Raw genomic sequence first — 3929 nt, forward strand, 5'->3', positions numbered from 1 at the left:
TCGAACATTGGTCATACGCAGGCGGCTGCGGGTGTTGCTTCGATCATCAAGATGGTGGAGGCGATGCGGCATGGTGTGCTGCCGAAGACCCTGCATGCGGAGGAGCCGTCGCCGCATGTGGACTGGGCTTCGGGTGAGGTGCGGCTGCTGACCGAGGCCGTGGACTGGCCGGAGACGGGTCGCCCGCGCCGGGCGGGCGTCTCCTCCTTCGGGATCAGCGGCACCAACGCCCACCTCATCCTCGAACAAGCGCCTCAGGACCCAGTCGGGGAACCCGCCGAAAGCCCGGTGGCGTTGTGGCCGGTGTCGGCGAAGTCCGCCGAGGCGGTAGAGGAACTGGTTGCCGAGCTTGGCGGGTTGGATGCTCCGGCGGAGGGTGTTGCCCGTTCACTCGCTCTGCGTTCTCGGTTTGATCATCGTGCGGTGGTGTGGCCGGGCGGGGACGTGCGTGGGGTGGTGCGTGGCGGTGGTCTGGCCGTGTTGTTCACGGGTCAGGGTGCGCAGCGGGTCGGTATGGGCCGGGAGCTGTATGCGAGGTTCCCGGTGTTCGCTGCCGCGTTTGACGAGGTGGCTGCGTGTCTTGAGGTGCGGGACGACGAGCTGCTGGACCGGACGGTGCATGCGCAGGCCGCCTTGTTCGCGGTTGAGGTGGCGTTGTTCCGGTTGCTGGAGTCGTGGGGTGTGCGGCCGGATGTGCTGATCGGTCACTCGGTGGGTGAGCTGGCTGCGGCGCATGTGGCGGGTGTGTGGTCGTTGCAGGACGCCTGCCGGGTCGTTGCGGCGCGGGGCCGGCTGATGGACGCACTGCCCGAGGGCGGTGGCATGGTCGCCCTGCGGATGAGCGAGACCGACGCACTTACCGCGATCGAGGGCCGTCCCGGGGTGGGCCTCGCGGCGGTCAACGGCCCCTCCTCGGTGGTCGTCTCCGGCCCCCTTGATGCGCTGGAGGGCTTGGACGGTAGGCGTCTGAACGTCAGCCATGCTTTCCACTCCACGCTGATGGAGCCGATGCTGGACGACTTCCGTGCCGTGCTGGCGTCGGTGGAGTTCGGCGAGCCGTCGATGCGGTACGAGCCCACGGCCTCCTGTGGGCTGGGTTGGTCGGACCCGGAGTACTGGGTCCAGCAGGTCCGCGAACCGGTCCGCTTCCTCGACGCCGTGAACGCGGCAGATGCCTCCACGTGGCTGGAGGTGGGCCCGGATGCGGTGCTGTCCGCCCTGGTCGCGGCCATCCGCGCCGACGCCCCCGTACTCGCCCCCTGCCTGCGCAAGGACCAGGACGAGACCGACACCTTCGTCACCGCACTGGCCACCCTGTGGACCTCCGGCATCGAACTCGACTGGGCCGCCCAGTACACGGGATCCCGCACCGTCGACCTGCCGACCTACCCCTTCCAGCACGAACGCTACTGGCTCGACGCCCCCGCCGGCACGGGTGATGCCGCCGGACTGGGTCTGCGCAGCTCCGGGCATCCCCTGCTCGGCGCCGTCGTCCGCATCGCCGGGTCCGACTCACTCCTGCTGTCGGGCAGACTCGACCTGTCGGCCCACCCGTGGCTCGCCGATCACCGGGTTATGGGTGCGGTGATCCTGCCGGGCACCGCCTTCGCCGACCTCGCGTTGCGCGCCGGTGACGAAGTCGGCGCACAGCGTCTGGAGGAGCTCACCCTTGAGGCTCCTCTCCCCTTGCCCGACGAGGGCAGTGTCTCCGTCCAGGTCGTCGTCGAACCGCCGGACGCCGACGGCACCCGTCCCGTCGCCGTCTATTCCACCACCGGCGGTATGTGGACCCGCCACGCCAGCGGCAGTCTCGGTGACAGTCCGAGCGAGCCGTCCGAACCGCTGGAGATTCCCGCCGGAGCGGCCGCGCTCGACACCAAGGCCCTGTACGACGGTCTGCTCGCCGCCGGTCTCGACTACGGCCCTGTCTTCCAAGGCGTGACGGCCGCCTGGCGCAACGGCGACGACGTCTTCGTCGAGGCAGCCCTGCCCGACGATGCCTCGGTTGACGGATTCGTGCTGCACCCCGCCCTGCTCGACGCCCTCCTGCACGGCATCGCGTTGGTCAACGATGCCGAGCGCGTGAGTCTGCCGTTCTCCTGGGCCGGTGTGACCGTGCACGAGACGGGCGGGACCAAGGTGCGCGCTCGCCTCACCCCGCTGGGCGACGACCGCTACCGGATCGGAGTCGTCACCCAGGACGGACGGCCGCTGGCCGATGTGGACACGCTGACGCTGCGCGCTGTGACCGTCTCCGACGTCACGCGCCAACCCGTACGCGATCTGTACGACATCGTCTGGACCCCGCAGAAGGCGCCCGCGCCCACCCCGGCGACCATCCGGGACGCCACCTCTCTCGAGGTTCCGGCCGTCCTCGAACTGGTCCAGGACTGGCTCGCCGACCCCCGTACCGAAGGCGACCGGCTCGCCGTGGTGACCAGGAACGCCGTCTCCGTCTCGGGAGAGCCCGTCGACCCGCGGCAGGCGGCGATCTGGGGCCTCGTCCGGTCGGCCCAGCAGGAGAATCCCGGACGGTTCGTGCTGGTCGACGCCGACGAAGCCGTGGTATCCGTCCCCGGTGTCCTGGCCGAGCTGGCGATCCGCGAAGGAACGGTGCTGACGGCCCGCCTGAGCCCCTTGACCAGCCGGCCGGAGCCCGAAGCGCCGTTCGGAGCCGGGCCGGTACTCATCACGGGGGGAACCGGTGACCTCGGCTCGGCCGTCGCCCGTCATCTGGTGGAGCGGCACGCTGTCACTTCGCTGGTACTCGTCAGCCGCCGTGGCTCCGACGCGCCTGGCGCGGCCGAGTTGGTCGCGGAACTGTCGGCCCTCGGCGCCACGGTCGAGGTGACTGCCTGTGACGTGGCACAACGGGACCAGGTAGCGGAACTGCTCCGCGACCGAACGCTCACCGGCATCGTGCACGCAGCGGGCCGCACCGACGACATGCTGATCGGTTCGCTCACTCCCGAACGACTGCACGGCGTCTGGGCGCCGAAGGCGCAGGCGGCGTGGTGGCTGCACGAGTTCGGCGGTGACGTCGGCGCGTTCGTGCTGTTCTCGTCCGCCGCGGGAGTCTTCGGCAACCCGGGGCAGGCCGCCTACGCCGCCGCCAACACCTACCTCGACGGTCTCGCCGAACACCGTCACGCCCTCGGCCTGCCGGCCACGTCCATCGCCTGGGGCCCGTGGGAGTCCGGCATGGCCGCCGAACTCGACAGCACGCAGCACGATCGGATGGCCAAGGCCGGGGTGCGCCCCTTCACGGTGGCCGAAGGCCTGCGCCGGTTCGACGCCGCGCTCGCCTCGGGCCGACCGCGCCTGCTGGCCGCGGAGATCGACCCGGTCGCCCTTTCCCTGGTCACCGACCTCGTCACCGGACTCGTTCCCGCGAGCCGTCGCCGTACCCCGGTCCGTACGTCGGCGTTCGCGGCCCGGCTGGCGGACACCCCCGAGTCCGAGCGCCAGTCCGTCGTACGTGCGGCGGTCACGACCGAGGTCGCCGCCGTCCTCGGTCACGTCTCCGCCGACGCCGTCAAGGCCGACGCGGCCTTCCAGGACCTCGGCTTCGACTCGCTCACGTCGGTCGAACTGCGCAACCGCCTCGGCGCCCTCACCGGCCTGCGGCTGCCCGCCACGCTCGTCTTCGACCACCCCACCCCCGAAGCCGTCGCCCGCCACGTCGTGGCCGAGATGTCCGGAACCACGGTGTCCGGCCCCACGCTGCGGCGCGGGACGGCCACCGAAGACCCCGTAGTGATCGTCGGGATGAGTTGTCGTTATCCGGGTGAGGTGCGTTCGCCGGGTGATTTGTGGGATCTGGTTCTTGGCGGCGGGGATGGGATTACCGGGTTTCCGGTGGATCGTGGCTGGGATGTGGAGTCGTTGTACGACTCGGATCCGGAGGCGGTGGGGCGGTCGTATGTGCG

At 70.5% G+C, this 3929-nt stretch carries 1 protein-coding gene; it reads left to right on the forward strand.

Features of this window, described 5'->3' with window-relative positions:
* A partial coding sequence (locus ACZ7MF_RS39390; RefSeq protein ID WP_471483038.1) for an SDR family NAD(P)-dependent oxidoreductase occupies window positions 1-3929 on the forward strand: 3929 nt, incomplete at both ends.

The organism is Streptomyces sp. NPDC111628 (assembly GCF_055635195.1).